We start from the raw sequence: 21,776 nt of genomic DNA on the forward strand, positions 1-21,776 counted from the left end.
GTGGATCTGATAATCAAGAACGGAACCGTCGTCACCGCGTGCGACACGTTCGCGGCCGACATCGGGGTCACGAACGGCCGCATCAGCGCGATCGCCGACACGATCGACGGCGGCGGCGGGACGCAGATCATCGACGCGGCCGGGCGCCTGGTGATGCCTGGCGGCGTCGATGTTCACACGCACCTCGATACGCCCGGCATGCTCGCCGACACCGAGGATGATTTTCTCACCGGGACGATCGCGGCAGCGCATGGCGGAACCACGACCATCATCAATTTCTGTCCGCAGATCAAAGGCCGCGGCCTCTTGGACTCGCTGGCAGAGCATCGCCGCCGCGCCGATCCCAAGGCGGTTATCGATTTCGCGCTGCATGCCATCGTCTCCGATCCCTCGGAACGGACCCTGGCGGAATTGTCGGCGCTGCCCGGCGAAGGCGTCACCAGTTTCAAGCTGTTCATGGCCTATAAGGGCGACACCATGGTGGATGACGGGACCTTGATCCGGGTGCTGCAGGAGGCGCGGGCGAACGGTGCGCTAGTCATGGTCCATGCCGAGAACGGCGAGGCCGTCGAATATCTGCGCGACAGCTTTGCCGGTCAGGGTAAATTGTCGCCGCGCTACCATGCGCTCAGCCGCCCGCCACGCGTCGAGGCCGAGGCTACGGCGCGTGCCGTCGCCCTTGCCGAACTGGTCGGTGCGTCGATCTACATCGTCCATGTCAGCTGCGGCGAAGCCTTGGAGGAGGTGGTCCGAGGGCGGCAGCGCGGTGTGGCCGTGCATGCCGAGACCTGCGCGCATTACCTGCACATTACCGACGCCGTATTCGAAGCTCCGGAATTCGAGGGCGGCAAATATGTCTTTACCCCTCCGCCGCGGGCCAGGCATCAGCCGAAGATCATCTGGGACGCCATCGCGCGCGGCGATCTCGAAGTCGTCTCGTCGGATCACGCGCCTTACAATTTCCACGGCGGCAAGGATATCGGGCGGGAGGATTTCAGGCAGATTCCCAACGGCGCTCCCGGCATCGAGGAACGCATGACGCTGGTCTGGCAGGGCGTCGCCAACGGAGATCTCTCGCCGAACCGCTTCGTCGATCTGGTGGCGACGACGCCCGCCAGGATCTTCGGGCTCTACCCGGCCAAGGGGACGATCGCGGTCGGCGGCGATGCCGACCTGGTCATCTGGAATCCAGAGGTCAGGCGGCGGCTGACGCAAGCCGACCTGCACTCGGCCGTCGACTACACGATGTTCGAAGGAATGGAGGTCCTGGGCGCGCCCGAGACGGTGATATCGAGAGGAGACGTCATCATTCGGGGCGGCGCATTCATCGGCTCGACCGGACGCGGCAAGTACATCCATCGCGGCTCGGCATCGTCGCGGACTCGTCCGGCAAAGTTGGAGGCGCAACGGTCATGACGGCCCAAATCATCATCGATCCCAAACTCGTCGAGGACTACATCCTGACGTTGGCCTCGTACGGTTCCTATGGCGACACCGGGGTATGGCGAACGGTCTATTCGCCGGAATGGGTTGCGGCCACCGACCAGTACGCCTCGTGGTGCAGGGATGCGGGGCTTACTGTCAGCCGCGACGCGGTCGGCAACGTCTGGGGCAGGCTGCAGGGATCTGACGCGGCGTCCTCCAGCATCGTTTCGGGCTCGCATATCGATTCGCAGAAGCCCGGAGGCCGCTACGACGGAGCGCTCGGCGCTCTTGCCGGGCTGATCGCGGTCAAAGCGCTCAAGGAGCAGTTTGGGCAACCACGCCGGTCGATCGAGACCGTGGCATTCTGCGAGGAGGAATCCAGCCGCTTTCCCTCGGCGAATTTCTGGGGTTCGCGCGCCATAACCGGGCGCATCGAAGCCGACGATCCCGACAATACGATCGGGTTCGACGGAGAGACGGCGGCGGAGGCGATGCAGGCCGTCGGCCTGGACTCAAGGCGGATTCCGGAGGCCAGGCGCAGCGACATCGATACGTTCATCGAGCTTCATATTGAACAGGGTCCCATACTCGAGGAAGCGGGAATCCCGGTCGCGGTCGTGAACGCGGTGACAGGGATCAGGCACTACAGCGTGAAATTGCGTGGCACGCAGAACCACGCCGGCGCCTTCCCGATGGATATCCGCCGCGATCCGATGGCCGGCTTCATGGAAATCGGGTCGCGCGCCATCGATACGGCGCATCGATGGGGCCGTCCGGCGGTAACGACCGTCGGGCGCGTGATCGCGGAGCCGAACGCCACAGCGGTCATTCCCTCCAGCGTGCAGTTCACCATCGATGCGCGCCATCCCGATCCGGAGCGCTGCGAACGGCTCTATGCTACCCATGAGGAAACGATGCGCGAAGTGGCCGCTCGCCGGAACCTGGACCTCGACTGGACGGTGCAGATCGATCACCGACCATGCCGCAGCGACCCGGCGGTCGTTTCCATGTTGCAGAAATGCGCAGCCGAACAGGCTATCCCAATTCTGACCATGGCCAGCGGCGCCGGCCATGACACGCAGCAGATGGCCACCATCGCAAAGGTCGCCATGATTTTCGTGCGCAGCAAGGAAGGCCGCAGCCATACGCCCGAGGAGTTCTCCTCCATCGCCGACATCGTCGCCGGCATAAGGCTGCTGGCTGCCGGCATCCATAAGCTCGCCTACTGACGCGTCCTGCCGCGGGTCTTTACAGGACGGGAAAACTTTCCGGTAGCCGTGCCAGCGTGGCGCGATGGATCTCGGTGGCGGCCCGGATCATCTCGGACGCCACCTTCTTCTCCTCCGGGAGGAAGCTGTCGATCATGAAAGAGCAGTTAAAGATGAAAGAGACCTGTCCGTCGCGGTCGAAAATCGGCAGGGCGATCGCCATGATGCCTTCCGTGAATTCGCCTTGGCTGAGCGCATAGCCGCGCTCGCGCGTAGCAGCGACGGACGCCCGGATTGACTTCGCGTCAAGCGGCGTCTTCGAGGTATAGCGGGCAGGCGTCCAATGCTGCATCCAGAGATCGAGTCGCTGCGGTGTCTGCCAGCCCAGATAGGCTCGCATCTGGGCGCAGGCGTCACGCGGAAACCGGTGTCCGATCGGGAAGGATATTTCCATCGACTTCGGACCGTTGAACTTGTCGATGACGATGAAGGTATCGTCGTCCATAGGCTGGGTCAGCAGGCACGGGATGTCGATGCGCTGCACGAGCGCGCTGAGGCTGCGCCGCACCGCATCCAGAACCGGAGAATTGAGAAGGCTGGACGCGGTGGATAGAAGCCCAGAGTGAAGACGGTAGGTCTTGGATCTGGGATCGAACTTCAGCCACTCGAAATGCACCAGCGTCTTCAAAATCGAGTGGCAGTGGGTCTTTGATATATCCAGCGCCGCGGTAAGGTCGACGAGCGCCGCCTCATGAGGCGGTGTGTCGTTAAGAAACTGCAGGATCGCAACTGCATTCTCCAGCGCGGGTACCAATCCGGGCGGCTGTTTTACGAAGCGTTCGCTTGCCTGCGGTGCAAGCAGCCAGTGGGTGCCGTCATGGTGAAGTTCCGCCCTCGAAGAGCGTTTGGGAATGTCGTCGCGAGAGGGGCTCAAGGTAATCAGTTCTGTTCGGCCAAAGAGTTCTTCCTATAGAATGAAGTTCTCCGAATAGCCATACCCGGCGCAGCGCCGCTTCAGATCGAGAATGGCGTCGATATCATCGGTGAATGCCGGCCACTCGATAGATGGAATGCCGCGGTCGCGGGGCCATGATGATCGCGCCCGCTCACGCGGCAGGTTCTTCCCATGCCGTGGAAGCAAGCCGCTTCAACAAATCCTCGAATCCGTCGAGGGACCAATCGCCAAGATCGTGGCAGTCATCATCATCGTCGCCACCGGGCTGTCGCTCGCTTTCGGTGTCAGGCGGATTCCGCCGCTTGCTGGCCGACTTTAGATTGAAGGTTCTCAATGGTTGGTTTGGCTCAATGAAATTGATGCTGGCCGAGGCTGTCGTATCGTTTGCACCCCTATCCTCGGGCGAGGAACGGGCAAGCTTGAGCAAAGGGGAAAAACAAATGTCGAATATTTTTCAATCTCGTTCGGCGGTTTCACAGCGCTGGCGAAAGGGCATCCTCGCATTGGCAATTGGAACGAGCCTCGCGACGGCCGGCTCGGGACTGGGGTTAGCACAGGGCAGCCTTACCATAGCGAATGCTGGCGGCAGCGCCGCTAAGGCCAGCGACGACGCTATCTGGAACCCGATCGCCGCCCAAGAGCAACTTACCCTGAAAAGAGATTCGACATCGGGCATCGCAGATGTCCGGAGTCAAGTGGCCGCCGGGGCAGTCCAGTGGGACATTGTTGAATTGACAACTGACGATTGCGCGGTCGGGGAAAAGGAGGGACTTTTCGAAAAACTTGACCATGCGGCCTTCAAGGACATGGGTTACGATGCCTCTTCGTTGACCGACACATACGTCCTGATCAACACCGCCTCATACGTTATTGCTTGGAACAAAGATAAGTATGGCGACAACGGCCCAAAGAGCTGGGTGGATTTCTGGGACGTCAAAAGGTTTCCTGGCGCCCGCTCGCTTCGCAATGCGCCCGCTCACAATCTAGAGGCTGCCCTTTTCGCGGATGGTGTGCCCGCCGACAAGATTTATCCAATTGATCTGGATCGCGCTTTCCGCAAGCTCGATGAGATCAAACCACACATTAACGTATGGTGGAGTTCGGGAGCACAGGCGGCACAGCTCGTTCGCGACAAAGAAGTTGACATGATCGGGATCTGGAATACTCGGCTACAAGCGGTGCTGGATGGCGGGCAGAGTCCCTACAGCTTCGGGTGGAACGGCGGCGTAATGATTGCTGATTGCTATGCAATTCCGAAGGGTGCTCCAAATAGCGCGCTGGCGCACAAGATACTCCCTTTGGCTGCTTCTCCGAAATATCAGGGTGAGCTGGCTAACTTCAAACCGATTTCTCCGATCTCAAACCTCGCGTTCACGCTTGGCGTAATCAAACCAGAACTGCTTCCAACCCTTCCGACAGCGCCGGACAATCTACCGGGCCAAGTCGTCATGCAGGGCCCCTGGTGGGCAGACAAAGGCGCCGAAGTGCAAAGCCGCTGGTTGACTTTTATGCAGCAATAACCCTCGGGCGATCACGGCGAAAGATCAGAAAATCTCTCGCCCGCACTTGACGCGAGGGCGGCGTGGAGGCACGTCACCCTCGACCTTGCCACACCGCCTCCCCGGCCTTTAGAGCGTTTCGCATTTAGGTTGACTTGTATCCAGCGCTTTGGATGTAGTTGTTGCATTCATTTGGGGTGACGTCGTCGAGGGTGCAGGCGATAGCGTTGTGTACGGCCTTGATGCTTCGTTTGGCGGCGCGTCGCATGCAGTGCTTGAGCTTGGCGAAGAGCTTCTCGATTGGATTGAGATCTGGACTGTAGGGCGGCAGGAAGAAGAGCCGCGCTCCGGCGGCCCTGACGATGTCGCGGACGGCTTGGCCCTTGTGAGACCCGAGATTGTCGAGAATGACAATGTCGCCCGGCTTCAGTGTCTTGATGAGTTCGGTTTCGACATAGACCCGGAAGGCCTGCGCATTGATGGGTCCGTCAATGACCCAAGGCGCCTCTACCCGATCATGCCGCAGCGCGGCGATGAAGGTCATCGTCTTCCAATGCCCATATGGCGCGTGAGCCATCAGCCGCTTGCCGCACACACCCCAGCCGCGCAATGGCGCCATGTTGGTCTTGACCCATGTTTCATCCAGGAAGACCAGGCGTGTGGAGTCAATGCGGGTCTGGTAGCGCATCCATTGCGCGCGCCGACGCATCAGCTTCGGCTTGAGCTGCTCAGCCGGCAGAACGGTTTTTTTTGAAGCTCTTGCCCTCGCGATGCAAGAAGCGACCGACGCTGGCGGGGTGGATGATGAGACCCCGGTCAGCCAGTGCGGCCGTCAATTCATGAAGCGTTATGTTGGCATCCCGCTCGACCTCGCTCAGGACGAAAGCACGATGCTCCCCGTCAATCAGATAGGGTCGATGACCGCCCATCTTGCCAGGTGCCGCACTGCCCAGCCGACGCTTGCGCGCCGCCCACTTGATCACGCTCGAAACTGCCACCTTCAGCGCCGCAGCCACCTCTCGGCTCGTCTCGCCTTCTTCAAGGCGAGCCAGTGCCCGTTCCCGCAAATCCATCGAATAAGGCTTGGCCATCTGTCCCGACCTCCAACAGTCAGAACATCGAATCTGATTTGCTCAATCTTGGGAATCCTGATTCAGATAAAATGCGAACCGCTCTAGCTATGCAATTTATTGCGGCACAGTTCGGCCAAAAATATTCGGTGCATGCTCGTTAATATCGCACACGATAGCTGTTCGTGCTCACTTCGATCGCGGCAAGGACGTTCTCGTGATAGCGGGGAAGACGGACATCGAGGCCGATCCGCAGGTGTCTAAGAAAAGACCTAACTGGATCCACACTCTCCATCAAAAAAGTCAACTGTTCGTTGCCGCGATAGCGATAGATCGAAAACTTGAAGTCGTAATCCTTCCGCAAATAGCTGCCGATATTGCCGATGCGGGCGGCTAGAGTTGGGTCAGCGCAGTGGCGCCGGGAAGATCTCTCATGCAGTATGGGGGAAGGTATGTCAGCAGATTTCCAGTCGCGCCCACGACATGGTCAGAACCTTTCGAGCATTACCTCGACCTGCAAGACACACGTTCACCCCAGTACAAAATTCACTTAACGCCCGGCAGCACACAAAGCATTTCGTAGAGCAAGTTTGCGCCAATAAGGGCTGTATTGCCGGAGGGGTCGAACGGTGGGGACACCTCTACCAGGTCCCCACCAACAATATTGATGCCTTTGCAACCGCGGATCAGTTCCAGTGCCTGCCATGTCGTGAGACCTCCTATCTCGACCGTACCTGTTCCTGGCGCGAATGCGGGGTCCAAGCTATCGATATCGTAGGTGATGTAGGTGGGAGCATCACCAATCTTGGAACGAATGCCGGAGATCAGAGACGCAAGCGACTTGCCCCAACATTCTTCGGCCGGCACCACGGTCCAACCCTGACTGCGTGCCCAGTTGAAGTCGTCCGGGGAATACCCCGTGCCCCGCAGGCCGATTTGGAAGACCTTGTCGTTCTGGAGGAGCTCGTCGTCAAAAGCTCGACGAAACGGTGTGCCATGCGCGATCTTCTCGCCGAACATCTCGTCGTTGACATCTGCATGCGCATCGATGTGAATCAGGGCAACAGGACCGTGCTTTCGGGCGATAGCCCGTAAAATTCCGTAAGTCAGCGTGTGATCGCCACCGATGGTCAGGGGTATGCAGTTAAACGACAGTATGTCGTCATATGCTTCGGTAATGATGTCGATCGTCTTCTTGAGGTCGAACGTGTTGATGGGAATATCGCCAATGTCAGCGACCTGGAGGCTCTCGAAGGGAGCCGCTCCGGTGGCCATATTGTAGGGGCGCAGCATCGAGGACTCAGCACGGACCTGGCGGGGCCCGAGCCTCGTCCCTGGGCGGTTCGAAGTGCCGATGTCAATGGGAACACCTACGAAACAGGCATCAAGACCTTCCGCGGTTGGCCGCGACGGCAGTCGCATCATGGTTGCCGGCCCAGAAAAACGCGCCATCTCGTTGCCACTCAATGGCTGATTGAGAGCGAAGGTCATTGGCATTCTCCAGTTGGTCCGATCCGGATGCGATAGTATTGGAAACATATCGTGCTAGGCGTATTTCGTCGATTTCGACAATCTCTCTACAAAGAGCCGACGAATTTCCTATCTCTTGTACAAATTACAGTAAGTCTCGCGTAGTAGTTTTTTTTGTATCTTTCCCATGGCGTTGCGCGGCAATTCTTCGACGAAGATCACTGACTTCGGCAATTTGTATGCTGCGAGATAGCCCTTCAGATGTTCAATGATTTCTGAGGATAAGAGCGCGTTCGAACCATTTCCGACGACTATTGCGGTCACGGCCTCGCCGAAATCTGGGTGGGGGCAGCCTATAACAGCGCTCTCAACAACTCCGTCAATCTGGTCGATCTGCTCTTCGATTTCTTTTGGGTAGACATTGAATCCGCCGGTTATGATCAAGTCCTTCCCACGACCGACGATGGATACGTAACCGCGCTGGTCTATCCTGCCGATATCGCCCGTGACAAAGAATCCGTCCCGCAGCAGTTCCGCAGCAGTTTTTTCCGGGTTTCTCCAGTAACCGCGGAAGACATTGGGCCCTTTTACGTGGATCATTCCGACCTCGCCGTGGGGGAGCTCGCCCCCAGTCTCCTGGTCGACGATGCGCAATGCCAAGCCCGGCAACGGGACCCCAACAGTGCCGGGAATACGGTCTCCCTCATAGGGATTGGATGTGTTCATGTTTGTTTCCGTCATGCCGTAACGCTCCAAGATGGTGTGGCCGGTGCGTTCCTTGAAAGCGCGATGGGTTTCTGGGAGCAATGGTGCGGAGCCGGAGATGAACAACCGCATGTTCCTGGTCGTCTTTGGATTAAGGTCCGCGTGCCCAAGCAGGCGAACATAGAAAGTCGGCACACCCATCAGGCAGGTGGCTTTGTCCATGCAATCCAGGACAGATCTGGCGTCGAACCGGTGAAGGAAGGTCATGGAACTCCCTGCAAAAAGCGTGACATTGGTGGCCACGAAAAGACCGTGTGTGTGGTAAACGGGCAGGGCGTGAATCAGCACGTCATCTGTCGTAAAGCGCCAGAAGTCTACGAGCGTAACGGCGTTCGAAACCAGGTTTCCGTGTGTGATCATCGCTCCCTTGGAACGCCCGGTGGTCCCGGAAGTGTAGAGGATCGCCGCAAGGTCATGCTCGTCGCGAACGATATTCTCGAACGATGGCGAGCTTCCGGCTGCGGCCTCATAAAGGCTTCCGGAGTAGTCGTTCGTCGCTTCCGCGAACTCAAGGGAATGAACAAATTCGAACGGCCGCGTCTCTCGTTCCACACGGTTGCATATAAACGCTGCCGGTTCGGCATCCGATAGGAAGTAATCAACCTCGGCCGCCGTGTAGGCCGTGTTGAGCGGCAGAAAGACGCCACCGGCCCGGAGCGTTCCGAGATAAAGCGCTAAATAATGGATGCTCTTCTCGAGTTTGACCGCGACCCTGTCGCCGGGTTGTACGCCAAGACGTCTGAGGGCATTAGCGTATCGCGCGGACCATTCGAACAGCTCGCCGTAGGTGAACTCTTTTCCGTCCGAAAAACGAGAAAATACACGGTCTGCCGGCGGTAGTCGGACACTCAAGGCACTGAAAAAATGGTTATTCACCGCGGTGATCCTGTCGAAACCTGGCGGCCGAACCACTCGGCAATAGCTGTGCCGTTGAGAAAAATCACGTCATCTCTTGCCGTCAGGAAATCGAGCATGGTCTCAAGGTAGTTGTAACGGTGGGGCTCTCCAATCAAATGCGGGTGCAGGCCAATTGTGATAATCCGGGGGTTAAGACTCGTCTCTTTCTCGAACGTTTTCACTGTGGAGACCAAACGTGTGTACATCTCGTCCGACGGTCTTGTTTCTATGCCAAAGACAAGCCCGTCATCTATGGCGCAACTGCTCGGCATGGCGATTAAGGGACCCTCGCGCGTTTCCATCATCGTCGGGAGATCGTCCAATCCCCAATCACAGACATAAGAAATCCCTGCCTTCTTCAGAAGTTCCGGCGTATTGATCGTCTCCACGAGGCCGGGGCCAAGCCAGCCGTTGACCTTCTTGCCGGTATACTCGCTGATCCTGTCGACCGTGTGCTGGATCACTTCCTCTTCGGTCTCCAGCGTCAAGGCACGTTGTTCATAGGCATGCCCGATAAATTCCCATCCTACCTCTGCCATCGCGTCCGCACAGGACGGATAGACGTCGATCACACCGGCATTGATCGCGCAGGTGGCGGGTAGGTTTCTCTTGCCAAGCCCACGCAGTAATCGCGGGAGACCGCACCTCATGCCATACTCGTACCAGCTAAAATTCAATACGTCGGGACTTGGCTGGATACCGTGCGGCGAGGTTCCGATGCCTCTCGGCATCTTTTTATCGAACGGCCAATACTCAACATTCACGATAACATGGATGATCAGCGACTTACCCTCGGGAGCCTGAAGCTTCGGCGCTTCCGAGGAGAGGACAAAGGGAATACGTGGGTTTGACTTCATGTCCAGCTCTCTGGGTTAGGGGAAGCGGTACGCGATCCTCAAATCACGCCGGCTCGCTTCAGACTGTCTATCTTGCTCTCGCTGTAGCCAAGCGACGTCAAGACTTCAGTTGTGTGCTGTCCGCGCTTCGGAATTGGGGAGGCGATCGGTTGGGCATGGTCCTCCATTCTCACGGGTTGTCGAACCAGCCGAAGCCGAGCGATGTCAGGGTGTGCCAGATCTTCGACGAGGCCAAGGTGGCGCACTTGCTCATCTGCGAATACTTGGTCCATGGTGTAGATCGGTCCGCACGGAACGCCCGCCGCGTTCATCTCGCGGATCCAGTGTGTGGTGGGCTTGGTCGAAATCACCGCGTTGATCTCCTTGCGCAATGACTCCTTGTTGATCACCCGGTTCTGCTCGGTTTTATAGTCGTGGTTTTGTACAAGGTCTGGTCGCTCGATGACCGAACAGAATTTCTTCCACATCGGGTCTTCCATCGGGGCGATATTGATGGAGGAATCCGCAGTCCTGTAAGCGCTCATTGGGAAGTTTGTCGGGTGGTCGTTGCCGACCTGGCCGGGGATTTCGCCCTCGCAAAGCCAGCGTGCGGCTTGAAAGTCCATCATGGCGATCATTGCTTCCAGCAGGGACGTGCGAACCCATCGGCCCTTGCCGGTCACCTCGCGGTCCAGCAGTGCAACGACCACGCCGTAGGCACAAAACAGTCCTGCGGACAGGTCCGAAACTGCGGTGCCCGCCCGCGTTGGGCCGTTTTCCGGAAAGCCGGTGACAGCCATCAGCCCGCCCATGCCTTGGATAATCTGATCGAAACCTGGCCGATCGCTGTATGGGCCGTCTTGTCCAAAGGCCGAAATCGATCCGTAAACGAGCCGCGGGTTGATCTCGCTCAGCTTCTCATAGTCGATGCCGAGGCGATGCTTCACGGCCGGCCGGTAATTCTCCAGGACGACGTCGGCGCCCTTGACCAGATCATAGAAAATCTCGCGCCCTTCGTCGCTGCGGAGGTTCAGCGCAATTGATCGCTTGTTGCGGTGCGCATTCTGGAAATAGGACCCTAAACGAGGGCTCATCTCGTCCGGCGGGTTTGGATCGTCGGTCGGGACCTCGATTTTGATGGTATCTGCGCCCCAGTCTGCCAGCTGCCGTGCGGCAGCTGGTCCCGCCAGGGCTCGGGTAAGGTCGAGAACACGAAATCTCGAGAGGGGGCCGTCAATTGGTGGCATTTGGGTTGTCTCCATGGCGAAAGGCGTTCCCGCGGCGTGTCATTTGCCCTGCCAAACAGGCTTCTTTTTCGTCTTGAAAGCCGCCACGCCCTGCTTGAAGTCCTCCGAAAGATAGCAGGCGGACAGGATATCGGCGTCGGCATGGGGCGGGATGTTGAAATCGCGGATCCGCCTGGCGGTCTCCTTCGCGGCCCAGATCGTCAGCGGCGCAAGGTCCGCGTAGCTGTCACCGATCTCCTGTGCTCTTCGAAACAGCTCATCTTCGTCGGCGACCACCTCGTCCAGACCGCCGGCGTGGTAAAGCTCGTCCGCGCTGTAGAGGCGTGCGGACATGATCATTTGCTTGGCACGCTGATAGCCTATGAGGCTCATCAGCCGGGCGATATTGTGCATGCTCACGCAAGACCCGGATGTGCGGGCGAGTGGAAAACCGAAACGCAGTGACGGCGAGGCAAGTCGGATGTCACAGGCGGCCGCAATCAGAACGCCGCCGCCAATGGCGGCGCCCGCCATTGCTGCGATGGTCGGTACCCGGACCGACTCGATCGCGGAGGTCAAGCGTTCGCCGCTTGCTTCAAGCTTGAGGATATCCTCGTAGTCGTTGATTTCGCCCAGTCGATTGAAGTCTGCGCCCGAGGTGAAGCAGGGTTTCTCTGCCTTTACACCCGTGAAGATCAGCGCCTTGATCGACGGGTCGGCGTTGACCTCCTCACAGGTACGCACCAGTTCGTCGTCCATCCAGGCAGTTTCCGCATTGCGGGTCTCCGGCCGGTTGAAGATGAACCATGCAACGCCACCGTCGCGTTTTCTGATGATATGGGACGTGTCGTGCATCGCTTGTTCCTCTCAGTCTTAGGCGCCCGATGATCCGCCATCCACAATAAGGGCTTGACCGGTAATATAGCTGGCGTCGTTCGACGCAAGAAACGCCACCACAGAGGCGATTTCCGCCGGCTGTGCGGCTCTCCCGAGGGCAATGCGGCGAAGCCAGTCTTCCTTGACGTTGCTTGGTACGGCCGCCGTCATTTCGGTCTCGACGAAACCAGGGGCGACCGCATTGACGAGTATGCCATAGCGGCTTGCCTCCATTGAGACAGTCCGTGTCAAGCCGACAAGGCCGGCTTTTGCCGCGGAATAGTTGGACTGGCCAAAGGCCCCGAACATTGCCGTAGAAGCGAAATTTACGATGCGCCCCCAGCCCCGGGGCGGCATGACCTGGAGGGCAAACTGGCAGCCCAGCCAGCTGCCGTAGAGGTTGGTGTCGATCACCGAGCGGAAATCACTATCGCTCATCTTTCGCAAACTGCGGTCGCGCGTTATTCCGGCTACATTGACCAGGATGTCGACGTCGCGGAATGGTTCGGGCACCTGGGAAAGCAATGCGTCCCACTCTTCACGGACAGTCACATCCAGCCTCGCGACCACTCCCTCGTTGCCATCGGAGGTCAGTACCGCCGCCGCCGCCCGGGCGCTTTCCAGATCATAGTCCGTGACGATGACCTTGGCCCCTTCGGCGGCCAGACGCGCAGACACCTGCCTGCCGATGCCGCCCCCAGCGCCGGTCACAAGCGCCGTATGGCCATCTAGTCTGGAGCTCACGCCGTTGCCTCCTTGTGCCGCTCGACGAGCAAGGTGTCTTCCCCATCCAGCACCACGTCTCCATCCTGATTGTGCAATCGGACCTGCAGGGTGACCAGGCCGAAGCCGCGATCGGAGCCTTTGTCCTTGATGTCCTTGATTTCCGCAGCGAAGTTGACGGTATCACCCGCGAAAACCGGCTTCACGAAGCGGCGGCGCGTTTCAGCCATGGCTATGATTTTCCAGTCGTCAATGGGTGAACGGAGGCCAGCGCTGATTGAAGCGCACAGCATGCCGTGCGCTATGACGCGGCCAAACTTCATTTCCTTGACGGCGACTGCATCCGTATGCATCGGATTGAAATCACCAGTTAACCCAGCAAACAGCACAATGTGCGTTTCGGTAATTGTAATGCGAGACGATTTAGCCTGGTCGCCAACTCTAAGGTTTTGCAAATATATGCTAGACATTGTGCCTCTCTGAAAATATGAATACTGGATACATCTGTTCAGTAGTTTTGGTCATGGACATGACGACTTCGTCCCCGACGGCAGGGGTCTCGTCATCGGGCCCCTCGAGGCGTGCCAAAATCAACGGACCTTCGGACAACTCGACGAGGCCAAGAAGGAGCGGCTTTTCGTAGCGGATCGATGCTGGTGCCGGTCCGCGATGCATCCTGCAGAAAGAAAACACCTTCCCGGTCCCCGACGTTTTCACCCACTCCACTCCTTTGTCCGAGGTCAGCGAGTGGTTGCGAGGGTACCATTGGAACACACCGGTACCTCTGCATCTCTGGATGTAGAGCTCGTTCTTCTTCAATTTCTCAAAGAAAAAAGCGCTTAGCGCATCGTCCGCAACCATTCTCAACCTCGCACGAAGATGGCCGTCGCCGCGGAACAAAGTGTTCCCCCAACTGCGTGCGCAAGGGCGACATCGGGATCACGAACTTGGACACCGGGGCCGGTACCGCGCAATTGGCGAACGCTCTCGATAATGGTGAAAACCCCGCGTTTGCCGGGATGGTTGGAGGATAGGCCGCCGCCATCCGTATTGCAGGGAAGTCGCCCGCCAAGCGTCAGCTGGCCATCGGCTGCCATCGGTCCGCTTTCGCCGGGCTGGCAAAATCCCAGGTCTTCGAGGGCTAAGAGAGGCACAATCGTAAAGGCGTCGTAGAGCTGGGCGACGTCAACGTCAGACGGTGCCATACCTGCCATTGCGAAAGCACGTTGGCCAGACACCTTGCCGGGGGTTACGAGATCCTTGTTCATCTGGCTAAGCTGCATTCGGTGAATCTGCGCGCCGTATCCGGCCACCCGGATCGGGACCGCGCCTGAGGAACGGGCAATGTCTCCCCTGGCAACAACCACGGCGCCACCTCCATCGGTCACCAGGCAGCAATCCAGCGCCTTTAGCGGGTTGGCTATGGGCGTCGAGCCCATAACGACGTCGATCGTCATAGGATCGCGCTTGGCGGCATCCGGATTGAGACCTGCATGCGCCCGGAAGGCCACAGCCACAGCGGCCATTTGCTCTTCGGTCGTACCAAAGACGGCCATGTGGCGGCGGGCGAACAACGCGTAGCTTGCAATAATCGATGCATCGAGAGGCGTTTCATACAACCCAGGTCCTGCAGGGAGGTACAGGGGTTCGAGGGGAGGGGAGGTCAACGTCCACTGCCGGGGCGTTGCCGCATAGGAAATGACCACGACCTTTGCCAACCCGGCTTCGATTGCCGCCACAGCTTTCCCAAGATGAACGAGGTAACTGCAGCCTCCTACCTCAGTGCTGTCAAAATACGTGGGCCGGATACCGAGATAGTCCGCGAGATCGACGATGTCCTGGACGCCGCCGCCCTCGCTCCAGTCACCGCACGCGGCGCAAAACCCGTCCACGTCGCGCATCGACAGCCCGGCATCGGCCAAGGCGGCGCTGATGACCTCGTGATGGATCGCAAAAGGGTGCATGCCCGGCGCTTTGCGGCGCGGCGATTCGAAGACACCGGCGATCATCGCTCGTGATAAGGAATTCATGGTGCTTCATTCTCAACGGGATAAGGTTCTGTCATCGACCTTTGAAATCGGGTTTGCGGTGCTCGAGAAATGCCCTCTGGCCTTCCGCAAAGTCGCCGCTTTGCGTGCACTCGTGAACCGAGGCGACGATACCCTCCACGTCGCGATCGATGGGCGCGCGAAGCAATTCACGAATCGTGTACTTTGCAGCTTTCAATGACAGCGGAGCATAAGAGGCGATGCGATGCGCTTCCTGGAATACGAAAGCGTCGAGTTCGTCCGCCGGCACGATCTTTGCGACGAGCCCGATGCGAAGCGCCTCCTCAGCCTGCACTAGCCGGCAGGAAAGGATAATTTCCCTGGCGCGGGCTGCACCGACGGCATCGATCAGTGTCTTGGTGCCCATTCCCCAAGCCGTGCCGAGCTTGGGGTCCGGGGCGCCGAAGACGGAATTCTCGTCTCCGTAACGGATGTCGCATCGAAGCCCGATGTCGAAGCCGCCGCCCACGCAATAGCCGTGAATGAGGGCGATGACAGGCTTCGGAAAACGATCCAGCGCATTTTGCGCATGCAGGACCACTCGGTCGAACTCGTTCTGGTCGTAGTCAGCGAAGTTGCCAATGTCGGCCCCTGTGGTGAAAGCCCGCCTGCCGTCGCCGCAGAGGACGGCAACGCGTACGTCATCGGACTGCGCAAATCTGTCCAGTGAATCGCCTAGCTCCTGCCACATATCGTGGGAAAGCGCGTTGAGCTTTGACGGGTTGACAAAACGAATGATGCCAACGACGCCCTCGGTTACGACTTGGAGATGTGCCCCCATTACAACTATCTTCTCCTGCCTATTATCAGCGTCCAGGTCATCCTGATGAGATGGCCTGGCGATTTCTATTCCAATGTTGAAATCATTAAATTCACCGTCGTAAATATGTCGCAGGACACCGTCTGTTGGAAACAACTGTTGAAACAAAACGCCGGCTCTGTGGCCGGCGGTTCGTAGTTAAAAAAAGTTGTCGAAAATTCACTCTTGCATAAATTCGGTCCAGCGCGTCTGTGCTTCTTCGCCATGCTGAGCCCACCATGGTCCATCCATGTAGACTTGCTTCTTCACGTTGTCCGGGGAGCCCGGAAGTTCCTCGGCGCGCTTTGGCGAGATTATGCCGAGATCGAACGCCCGCAGCGAAACGGGTGAGTTTGGCGTCAAGACCGTGGCCTGGGCCTGTTTGTCCGGGCTTGCTCCGCTCATGAGCATTTTACTCGCTAGCGACAGATCCTTCACCCCGCGCGGTATCGCCATGCAGTCAGCGATGAGGACGCCCTGATTGAAGGTCGAAGCATAGGGCGCGCCTGATTTGACGACCGGCTCGAAACGCGAATTCCAGATTCCGATCATGTCAACTTCCCCGTCCCGCAAGAGCTGCGCGGACTGGGCCCCGGAACTCCACCACACCCGTATCGAGGGCTTGATTTCCTTCATCTTGGTGAATGCTCGGTCCTGGTCTATCGGGTAGATTTTGTCCAAGCTGACGCCATCAGCGAAAAGGGCGGCTTCCAAATTGCCCGACGGATTGTCACGCAACGCGCGCGTCCCGGGGAATTTCTTGACGTCCCAGAAATCAGCCCAGGACTTCGGGCCGTTCTCGCCATACTTTTTGGTGTTATAGGCGATCATGTAAGACGCTGTATTCACTTGAACGTAGTGGTCGGTCACAAATTCCGGAGCGTAGCCCATCTTGATGATCGCATTGCGATCGATCTTCTCAAATAACCCTTCCTTTTCGCCCGCCGCGCATTCATCGACGCCAAATTCGATAACGTCCCACTCGACCGCATTCGCGTTTACCTGGTTTCGAACGTCGGATACACCGGACAGGCTGTCTTCCTTGATGGTGATCCCAAGCTCCTTTGCGGTCGGTTGCCAGATGACCTTCGAGAAGGTTTCTCCGGATGCTCCTCCGTAGTTCGCGATGGTCGCAGTGCCGCCCGCCAACACGGAAGTGCTTGCAGTCAGCGCCATTGCGCTCGCGATGAGCGCGCTAGCCAAGAACTGTTTCATACCAATTTCCCTCTGGTTTCTTTATGACTTCTAGGCCTCTGAAGAATGCAGCCGGCGTTGCCTGTTTCAATATCGGACGTTGAAAGCTTATATTGACAGGGCCTCATGTTCGCAGCGTGGGCTACGGAGAGTGCTTGGTCCCGTTGTTTCGAATGCTTACCAACGCGGCCGCCAACGATAGCCCAATCAACATGGTTGAGATCGCCGCAATGGTGGGATCGTATTGGTCGCGCATATTGATAAACATTCGTCGGGCGAGGGTCGACTTTTGACCCAGGCTAATAAGGAGGGATATCACCACGTCATCGAGGGATGTCAGGAAGGCGATCAAAGAGGAGGCGAGAAGCCCCCCTTTGACCATTGGAACAGTCACCCGCAGCACCGCATACCACGCCGGGGCTCCCAGGCTTCGCGCCGCTTTTTCCAGTTGCATATCCACTTGCGCCAAGCTGGCTAGCATGGTTACCACGACGAACGGGATCGCCAGAGCCGAATGGGCTAAGGCCAGACCGATCAATGTGTTGACGAAGCCGATACGGGCAAATACCGCGTAAACCCCTATCGAGATCAGGATCGTCGGCACAATCAACGGCACCAACAGCCATCCCATCAAGAGGCCGCGCCAACGCGTGTCGATGCCTGTCAGTCCGTGCGCCGCGAGGAAGCCCAGCGGCACCGAGATGGCAATCGTCAGAAAACCGGCTCGGATCGATATCCAGGCCGCATCCATCCACTCGGGAGACTGGAAGAAATTCGCGTACCAGCGGAGGGAAAGCCCGTCCGTGGGCAGTTGCAGGAAATCCCCGTTGGAAAAGGACATCGCCATGATCAGGACGATCGGCCCAACGAGAAAAACCAGGGTGACAACCGCCAGGACCGCGGGAACGACCGAGAGGATTCGACTCATTGACGCAGCTCCGAAAACTGGGCGCCCGATTTTTTGCTGATACGCGCTGCGGCAAGGAGCAGCAGCAAGGTCAGAGCCAGAAGTATCACGCCCAGTGAGGATGCTGTTTCCCAGTTGGGGTAGGTAGTGACACTCTGTTGGATTTTCATCGAAATCATGATCACCCTGCCCCCGCCGAGGATCTGTGGGGTCACGAAGAACCCGAGCGAAAAAATGAACACCATCAGGGCGCCGGCGGCAATCGCTGGCATCGTCAGGGGTACGAATACGCTCCAGAAGGTTCTGGTCTCGCTCGCCCCTAGGCTCCGCGCAGCCTTCAGGCAATTCGTGTCAACCGAGTGCATCGAGCTGTAGAGCGGCAGGACGAAAAGCGGCAGGGTCACGTGGGTCATGCCGATAATGGCGCCAGTGAAATTGAATACGAGATCTAACGGTTCCGAGACAATCCCCAGCGAGATCAGCGCGTCGTTGACGAGACCGTTCCTCTGCAGCAGGACCACCCACGAATATGTTCGCACGAGCGCTGAAGTCCAGAATGGCAACATAACCAGGGAAAAGAGTGCCAGCTGTATGCGAGGTTGGCGCTTATAGATGAAGTACGCGACAATATACCCGAAGACGGATGCAAGCACCGTCACCAGTCCGCTTATCACAAACGTGTTGGTGATAATCCGAATGTTGGATGCCGAGGAAAGCGATTTGACGTAGGGTGCAAGCGTCAGGTGACCCTGGTCCAGGAACGAAATCGCGAAGATCGAGCAGAGCGGCAGGATCGCGATCGCCCCGACAAGCAGCATCGCCGGCAGGATCAGGAACAGGCGTTGCTTGACCATTGCTACTTGCTCACCATTGTCAATTAACCCGGGATTGCAACGACGTCATCCTCGCGGGCCTGGACAGACAGGTTGTGGCCCGATGACACAAGTTGACCGAATGGCGTAGCCCCGGCCTGGATCCGGACCTTGATGTCCGTGTCGCCACACCGAAGTTTCACCATGGTGCTGTCGCCTTGGTAGACTTGTTCGGTAATCCGGCCGGTGAGGATATTGGGCCCTTCGGCACTTGCGGGCACCACCTGGAACTTTTCAGGACGAATCACGACAAAACAGGCCCCGCGCATCGCCCCGCCGTTGCGGGCGTGAAACGTCCCTAGGCCGCTGGTGAAGACTCCGGAGCCGGCAGTAACCGGGATGATGTTGGAGTCACCCAGAAACTCAGCCACGAAGCGTGTGGAGGGCCGCTCGTAGATCACGCGGGGCGTGTCGATTTGGGAGATCACACCACCGTGCATCACCGCAACACGGTCACCCATGGTCAGAGCTTCTCTTTGGTCATGGGTGACCGAAACAGTTGTCGCCCCGGTTTCCTCGTGGATTCTGCGCAGTTCAAACTGCATTTCCTCCTTGAGGTTTTTGTCGAGAGCGGAGAGGGGCTCATCCAAGAGGAGCACCGGAGGTGAGAAGACGATCGCGCGCGCCACGGCAACGCGTTGCTTTTGCCCGCCGGACAATTGGTTGATCCGTCGGTGCTCGAACCCCCGCAAGCGAACCGTGTCGAGAGCAGCTCGGACTTTTTCATCGATGACGGCACGCGGGAGCTTGCGAAGTTTCAGGGGAAAAGCGATGTTGGCCGCGACGTCGAGATGCGGGAACAAGGCATAATTCTGGAAAATCATGCCGATATCGCGCCGGTCGGGCGGCACGTGCGTGACCTCTCGTTCCCCGAAAAGGATTCTCCCGCTGCCTACTCGGGCAAAACCCGCTATGGCGTTCAGCAGCGTAGTCTTTCCGGAGCCAGAAGGCCCGAGAAGAACGACCATTTCTCCTTTGGGAATGGTCAACGACACGCCTTTCAGAACGCTAACGGCCCCGTAGCGGACTTCAACAGCATCGATCGAGATTGTAACACCGCCTGAGTTCGAGATCGCGCTCGCCCCCCCTAGTCGCTGATGCTGCATACGGAATTTCCTGGTTGCAGACCCGGCCATTCCGGCTCCGCATTGCTGACATTTGAAAAGCTCTAGGCCAGAGATTATCGGCCTTTGCCGGCTTGTAAATCAGCAGATGCGAATTCTTACTTGTTGCCGTATCCATGGAAGCCGCGACCCGCTGGTTAGGATTGGATAGCGTCCGAGCGGTTCAAGACTTCTAGAGTGGGGTGCTGCCGTGGCGGCTCCAGGCCCAAGGAGCCTTCCAAACTGGAGCCCTTCTTCACATGATGGTTACGCAGCCATCCACCATCATGACGGATCCCGTCATCATTCGGGCTTTGTCGGTGGCCAGGAGCAGGGCCGCATGCGTGATTTGGGCCAGGTCGATCATTGTGAACATCTGCTTGTCCGCCGTGGCCCTGGTGGCATCATTCCCGCGGAGGACTCTCTCAATTCGTGGTGTCCGCGTTGCCCTTGGCGCAACCGCGTTCACGCGTACATTGTCCTTTCCATACGTCACGGCAAGCGAGCGGGTCAGTGCCAGAACCCCGCCCTTGGCGGATGAGTAGCAGTCGTAGCAGCTTCCGCGTCGATCCCGTCGACAACGATCGCGCAAGCTTCCCCGCCGTTGCCGCGGATGCCTGTAGCCGTTCGTTCCGCCTCCGTCGGGTCAACGTCTGCGACGACCGCATTTGCCCCTTCGCTGGCGAAAAGCTCGGCGGTCGATCGACCAATGCACGCCGCCAGTTACGATAGCAACTTTGTCCATCACCCCTCCTGCAAACTAGTAGCGTTTCAACCCATATTGCAGCCCGGAGGTGATCCTAGCTCCTCAGACAAACCCGACCGATGGCTGACTGTGAATGGAACTATTGGCAGTTCCCCATGTGACAGGCGGGTCAATGTTGCTAAGGCTCATAACTTACGCAAATCGAAGGAAATGGCATGCGCAGGGTGGTCATCACGGGAGGGTTCGGGCGCCTCGGTAGGTATGTGCTTCAAAAACTTGAGGGTCAGGCCGAGATATCGGTCGTCGATCCGGCCGTCCCTCCGCATGGCTTCAACGGTTCGATAGCAGCCGGCGATATCCTCGATCTCGACGCGATGAGCGCGGCATTTCGCGGACAGGACGCCGTTGTCCATCTCGCCGGTGCCGACGCATCCTGGAATTGCACCCCGGCGACGACCTTCCGATTGAACGTGGAGGGCACGTGGAAAGTGTTGGAAGCAGCGCGTATCGCGCAGATCAAACAGGTGATCGTCTGTTCCAGCAGCTCGGCAATCGGCATCAATGCCACCAACTTCCCGATGCACTTGCCAATCGATGAGGCTCACCCGCCGATGGTGACGGGCACCTATGGCCTTTCGAAGCAATTGGGCGAACAGATGGCTCGCACCGTTGCCTTTGACAGCTCGATGCGCATCATCTGTATTCGGCCCTGCTATGTAATGTTCCCCGAGATCATCAAGTATGTTGGCGAGGTCATCGAAACGCCCCATGAGAATGGGATCGGCAGCGCCGGCACCGGCCAATACCGTGAAGGGCTCCCCGTCAGCCGTGCACATATCGACCCCGACGACGCAGCCGACGCGTTCTGCCGCGCACTCGACTACGAGGGGCCGCTGTTCTCGATATTCAACATCTGCGCCGACGACATCTACGGGCCGGTGCCCTCTCTTGAATATGTCCGTCGCGTCTACGGCCGGCTTCCCCCTTTGCGGGACATCCAGCGGTTCGAGAACGACCGTTTTGCTTCCTTGATTGATAATCGCCGCGCAAAGGAGGTCCTTGGCTGGCGGCCGCGCGTCCGCTGGGTGCGGTAGAAGCTCAAGCCCCGTGCGATTGTCTTTGCAGTGGCAGCCGCTCGCCACACGCATTTGCATGCCGATGGGAACCGGGAGGCGGGTTCAATAAGCCATTGTCCCT

At 58.4% G+C, this 21,776-nt stretch carries 21 protein-coding genes and 1 pseudogene; 5 read left to right on the forward strand and 17 right to left on the reverse strand.

Annotated elements, in window-relative coordinates:
* Together hydA and AC07UC_RS35150 are read left to right on the forward strand one after the other, a co-directional pair.
* Positions 1-1,416 carry a dihydropyrimidinase gene (gene hydA / locus AC07UC_RS35145; RefSeq protein WP_494909332.1) on the forward strand — a complete coding sequence of 472 codons (1,416 nt, stop codon included), beginning with the start codon at positions 1-3 and terminating at the stop codon, positions 1,414-1,416.
* Positions 1,413-2,654: a hydantoinase/carbamoylase family amidase gene (locus AC07UC_RS35150; RefSeq protein ID WP_494909333.1), complete on the forward strand. Its 1,242-nt coding sequence runs from the start codon at positions 1,413-1,415 to the stop codon at positions 2,652-2,654. Before hydA ends, AC07UC_RS35150 begins: the two co-directional genes overlap by 4 nt.
* 19 nt (positions 2,655-2,673) lie before the next feature.
* Here the strand turns inward: AC07UC_RS35150 and AC07UC_RS35155 are convergent, their stop codons facing one another.
* A complete protein-coding gene (locus tag AC07UC_RS35155) occupies positions 2,674-3,447 on the reverse strand; it encodes an IclR family transcriptional regulator (RefSeq protein ID WP_494909334.1) in 774 nt (257 codons plus the stop codon).
* 275 nt (positions 3,448-3,722) lie between these two features.
* Here AC07UC_RS35155 and AC07UC_RS35160 point away from each other — a divergent pair.
* A pseudogene (locus AC07UC_RS35160) lies at positions 3,723-3,896 on the forward strand (TrbC/VirB2 family type IV secretion system protein); the annotation flags it as partial.
* 132 nt (positions 3,897-4,028) lie between these two features.
* Positions 4,029-5,108, forward strand: coding sequence for an ABC transporter substrate-binding protein (locus tag AC07UC_RS35165; RefSeq protein WP_494909486.1), 1,080 nt, complete (start codon positions 4,029-4,031; stop codon positions 5,106-5,108).
* Between the two features lie 124 nt (positions 5,109-5,232).
* Here AC07UC_RS35165 and AC07UC_RS35170 read toward each other — a convergent pair.
* The 16 genes from AC07UC_RS35170 to AC07UC_RS35245 all read right to left on the reverse strand — a co-directional run bounded on the left by AC07UC_RS35170 (position 5,233) and on the right by AC07UC_RS35245 (position 20,465).
* Positions 5,233-6,178, reverse strand: a protein-coding gene (locus AC07UC_RS35170; RefSeq protein ID WP_494909335.1) for an IS630 family transposase whose coding sequence is annotated in 2 segments (ribosomal slippage) — positions 5,233-5,838 and positions 5,840-6,178 — 945 coding nt in all. Because the reading frame shifts where the segments join, the coding sequence is not laid out codon by codon here.
* A gap of 525 nt (positions 6,179-6,703) precedes the next feature.
* Positions 6,704-7,648: an agmatinase gene (gene speB / locus AC07UC_RS35175; protein WP_494909336.1), complete on the reverse strand. Its 945-nt coding sequence runs from the start codon at positions 7,646-7,648 to the stop codon at positions 6,704-6,706.
* A 108-nt stretch (positions 7,649-7,756) separates the two neighbouring features.
* Complete coding sequence (locus tag AC07UC_RS35180; RefSeq protein WP_494909337.1) at positions 7,757-9,268, reverse strand: malonate--CoA ligase; 1,512 nt, start codon at positions 9,266-9,268, stop codon at positions 7,757-7,759.
* Positions 9,265-10,146: a polysaccharide deacetylase family protein gene (locus tag AC07UC_RS35185; RefSeq protein WP_494909338.1), complete on the reverse strand. Its 882-nt coding sequence runs from the start codon at positions 10,144-10,146 to the stop codon at positions 9,265-9,267. Before AC07UC_RS35185 ends, AC07UC_RS35180 begins: the two co-directional genes overlap by 4 nt.
* Positions 10,147-10,184: 38 nt before the next feature.
* Positions 10,185-11,372, reverse strand: a complete 1,188-nt coding sequence (locus tag AC07UC_RS35190; RefSeq protein WP_494909339.1) for a CaiB/BaiF CoA transferase family protein — start codon at positions 11,370-11,372, stop codon at positions 10,185-10,187.
* 39 nt (positions 11,373-11,411) lie between these two features.
* Positions 11,412-12,206, reverse strand: coding sequence for an enoyl-CoA hydratase (locus tag AC07UC_RS35195; protein WP_494909340.1), 795 nt, complete (start codon positions 12,204-12,206; stop codon positions 11,412-11,414).
* Positions 12,207-12,224: 18 nt separating this feature from the next.
* Positions 12,225-12,971 (reverse strand): SDR family oxidoreductase, encoded by a 747-nt coding sequence (locus AC07UC_RS35200; protein WP_494909341.1) that lies wholly within the window; start codon positions 12,969-12,971, stop codon positions 12,225-12,227.
* Positions 12,968-13,420 (reverse strand): MaoC family dehydratase, encoded by a 453-nt coding sequence (locus AC07UC_RS35205; protein WP_494909342.1) that lies wholly within the window; start codon positions 13,418-13,420, stop codon positions 12,968-12,970. The genes AC07UC_RS35200 and AC07UC_RS35205 overlap by 4 nt, the downstream gene beginning before the upstream one ends.
* The gene (locus AC07UC_RS35210) at positions 13,413-13,811 is read right to left on the reverse strand and encodes a Zn-ribbon domain-containing OB-fold protein (protein ID WP_494909343.1); all 399 of its coding nucleotides are present in this window, start codon (positions 13,809-13,811) and stop codon (positions 13,413-13,415) included. The genes AC07UC_RS35205 and AC07UC_RS35210 overlap by 8 nt, the downstream gene beginning before the upstream one ends.
* Before the next feature lie 2 nt (positions 13,812-13,813).
* Positions 13,814-14,980, reverse strand: a complete 1,167-nt coding sequence (locus AC07UC_RS35215) for a thiolase C-terminal domain-containing protein (protein ID WP_494909344.1) — start codon at positions 14,978-14,980, stop codon at positions 13,814-13,816.
* 31 nt (positions 14,981-15,011) lie between these two features.
* The gene (locus AC07UC_RS35220) at positions 15,012-15,779 is read right to left on the reverse strand and encodes an enoyl-CoA hydratase-related protein (protein WP_494909345.1); all 768 of its coding nucleotides are present in this window, start codon (positions 15,777-15,779) and stop codon (positions 15,012-15,014) included.
* A 198-nt stretch (positions 15,780-15,977) separates the two neighbouring features.
* Positions 15,978-17,012 (reverse strand): ABC transporter substrate-binding protein, encoded by a 1,035-nt coding sequence (locus tag AC07UC_RS35225; protein ID WP_494909346.1) that lies wholly within the window; start codon positions 17,010-17,012, stop codon positions 15,978-15,980.
* A 121-nt stretch (positions 17,013-17,133) separates the two neighbouring features.
* Entirely contained in the window at positions 17,134-17,919 is a 786-nt protein-coding gene (locus AC07UC_RS35230; RefSeq protein ID WP_494909347.1) for an ABC transporter permease, read from the reverse strand.
* The gene (locus tag AC07UC_RS35235) at positions 17,916-18,752 is read right to left on the reverse strand and encodes an ABC transporter permease (protein WP_494909348.1); all 837 of its coding nucleotides are present in this window, start codon (positions 18,750-18,752) and stop codon (positions 17,916-17,918) included. Before AC07UC_RS35235 ends, AC07UC_RS35230 begins: the two co-directional genes overlap by 4 nt.
* Positions 18,753-18,775: 23 nt before the next feature.
* Positions 18,776-19,876 (reverse strand): ABC transporter ATP-binding protein, encoded by a 1,101-nt coding sequence (locus AC07UC_RS35240; RefSeq protein ID WP_494909349.1) that lies wholly within the window; start codon positions 19,874-19,876, stop codon positions 18,776-18,778.
* Between the two features lie 253 nt (positions 19,877-20,129).
* Positions 20,130-20,465, reverse strand: a complete 336-nt coding sequence (locus tag AC07UC_RS35245) for an SDR family oxidoreductase (RefSeq protein ID WP_494909350.1) — start codon at positions 20,463-20,465, stop codon at positions 20,130-20,132.
* Between the two features lie 329 nt (positions 20,466-20,794).
* Between AC07UC_RS35245 and AC07UC_RS35250 the strand changes: the two genes are divergently transcribed.
* A complete protein-coding gene (locus AC07UC_RS35250) occupies positions 20,795-21,673 on the forward strand; it encodes an NAD-dependent epimerase/dehydratase family protein (RefSeq protein WP_494909351.1) in 879 nt (292 codons plus the stop codon).
* Positions 21,674-21,776 lie beyond the last annotated feature (103 nt).

It is taken from the genome of Mesorhizobium sp. GW821-FHT04C10, assembly GCF_059420305.1.

What these genes read in the sequence shown, in the direction of transcription:
- AC07UC_RS35150 (WP_494909333.1), top strand. Translation starts at nt 1,413, where the DNA reads ATGACGGCCCAAATCATCATCGATCCCAAACTCGTCGAGGACTACATC.
- AC07UC_RS35165 (WP_494909486.1), top strand. Translation starts at nt 4,029, where the DNA reads ATGTCGAATATTTTTCAATCTCGTTCGGCGGTTTCACAGCGCTGGCGA.
- speB (WP_494909336.1), bottom strand. Translation starts at nt 7,648, where the DNA reads ATGACCTTCGCTCTCAATCAGCCATTGAGTGGCAACGAGATGGCGCGT.
- AC07UC_RS35185 (WP_494909338.1), bottom strand. Translation starts at nt 10,146, where the DNA reads ATGAAGTCAAACCCACGTATTCCCTTTGTCCTCTCCTCGGAAGCGCCG.
- AC07UC_RS35190 (WP_494909339.1), bottom strand. Translation starts at nt 11,372, where the DNA reads ATGCCACCAATTGACGGCCCCCTCTCGAGATTTCGTGTTCTCGACCTT.
- AC07UC_RS35195 (WP_494909340.1), bottom strand. Translation starts at nt 12,206, where the DNA reads ATGCACGACACGTCCCATATCATCAGAAAACGCGACGGTGGCGTTGCA.
- AC07UC_RS35205 (WP_494909342.1), bottom strand. Translation starts at nt 13,420, where the DNA reads ATGTCTAGCATATATTTGCAAAACCTTAGAGTTGGCGACCAGGCTAAA.
- AC07UC_RS35210 (WP_494909343.1), bottom strand. Translation starts at nt 13,811, where the DNA reads ATGGTTGCGGACGATGCGCTAAGCGCTTTTTTCTTTGAGAAATTGAAG.
- AC07UC_RS35215 (WP_494909344.1), bottom strand. Translation starts at nt 14,980, where the DNA reads ATGAATTCCTTATCACGAGCGATGATCGCCGGTGTCTTCGAATCGCCG.
- AC07UC_RS35220 (WP_494909345.1), bottom strand. Translation starts at nt 15,779, where the DNA reads ATGGGGGCACATCTCCAAGTCGTAACCGAGGGCGTCGTTGGCATCATT.
- AC07UC_RS35225 (WP_494909346.1), bottom strand. Translation starts at nt 17,012, where the DNA reads ATGAAACAGTTCTTGGCTAGCGCGCTCATCGCGAGCGCAATGGCGCTG.
- AC07UC_RS35230 (WP_494909347.1), bottom strand. Translation starts at nt 17,919, where the DNA reads ATGAGTCGAATCCTCTCGGTCGTTCCCGCGGTCCTGGCGGTTGTCACC.
- AC07UC_RS35235 (WP_494909348.1), bottom strand. Translation starts at nt 18,752, where the DNA reads ATGGTCAAGCAACGCCTGTTCCTGATCCTGCCGGCGATGCTGCTTGTC.
- AC07UC_RS35240 (WP_494909349.1), bottom strand. Translation starts at nt 19,876, where the DNA reads ATGCAGCATCAGCGACTAGGGGGGGCGAGCGCGATCTCGAACTCAGGC.
- AC07UC_RS35250 (WP_494909351.1), top strand. Translation starts at nt 20,795, where the DNA reads ATGCGCAGGGTGGTCATCACGGGAGGGTTCGGGCGCCTCGGTAGGTAT.